Annotated in this window: 1 protein-coding gene and 1 pseudogene; both read right to left on the bottom strand. The window is 37.1% G+C overall.

What is annotated here, in order from left to right; all coding sequences use genetic code 11:
- Positions 1–231 (bottom strand): annotated as a pseudogene (locus tag BAZSYMA_RS02130) (hypothetical protein); the annotation flags it as partial.
- The coding region (locus BAZSYMA_RS02125) for a TraM recognition domain-containing protein (protein ID WP_195910053.1) at positions 228–820 on the bottom strand (593 nt) is incomplete at its 5' end. The pseudogene BAZSYMA_RS02130 and the gene BAZSYMA_RS02125, both read right to left, overlap by 4 nt.

Below are 820 nucleotides of genomic sequence, written 5' to 3'. Positions count from 1 at the left end.
CAGGTTGTTTGATAAAAAATCACCCAATGCCCAATTAAGCTCAGCATCAAACATATTTTTAGCATGATAGTGTTTTGGCAATTGCCACCAGTCAAATACAATACCAAGCCATTCAATCACAATGCTTAAAAAAATACTAAGGATTAAAACGCCGAACACACTAACAATAAAGTTTAGCAATTTAGAAAATTTTCCCGGTCTTTTTTCAGACTTGTGGCTATCTGTACTCACAGTTTATCAAATTGCCTTTTAACTGGGGCGATTGGCGTGTTAATGTTAACCAAATCCATTTGACTGTTGTAACTCTGTTTCATCTGTGTTGCCATTTCAGATAGCTTGTTGGGAATGCCTGATTTTTTGATAAATGTTTCTTTTTCTGGTAGTGGTAGTCTTAGTTTATAAAGTTGTCCGCCTTCAATCATCGCAAACGCTTGACCTTTTGGCAAATTAAGCATATCGTTGGTATTAATCGCAGGCACTCTTTGTGTTGTTATTTGCTCACGCACTGCCGATGTAAAAGCAACATCGCTATCGGGATTTGCTGAATCAGTTGCTTGTGCCATGATTGTTAATTGGTTGACTTCGTATTCTGCCACTTTAGTAATGAGTATATTTGCTGTTTCTTCTGATTTAACTCTAAGCATTATCAAGGTGTTAAAGTTATCTAGAATAACGCCTGCTTTAGGTTTACTACCGATACCAGACTCAATGTCTGAGCCACTTTGTGTATAAGCTGTAACTTGATAACCTGCGCCGCCCGCTTTATTGATCATTGGGATAAATTGATCACCTATTAATTCGTTAAATTCATCTGCATGAA

Origin of the sequence: Bathymodiolus azoricus thioautotrophic gill symbiont (genome assembly GCF_001298715.1) — a bacterium.
Classification (GTDB): domain Bacteria; phylum Pseudomonadota; class Gammaproteobacteria; order PS1; family Pseudothioglobaceae; genus Thiodubiliella.
This window is presented reverse-complemented; position numbering and strand designations above follow the sequence as displayed.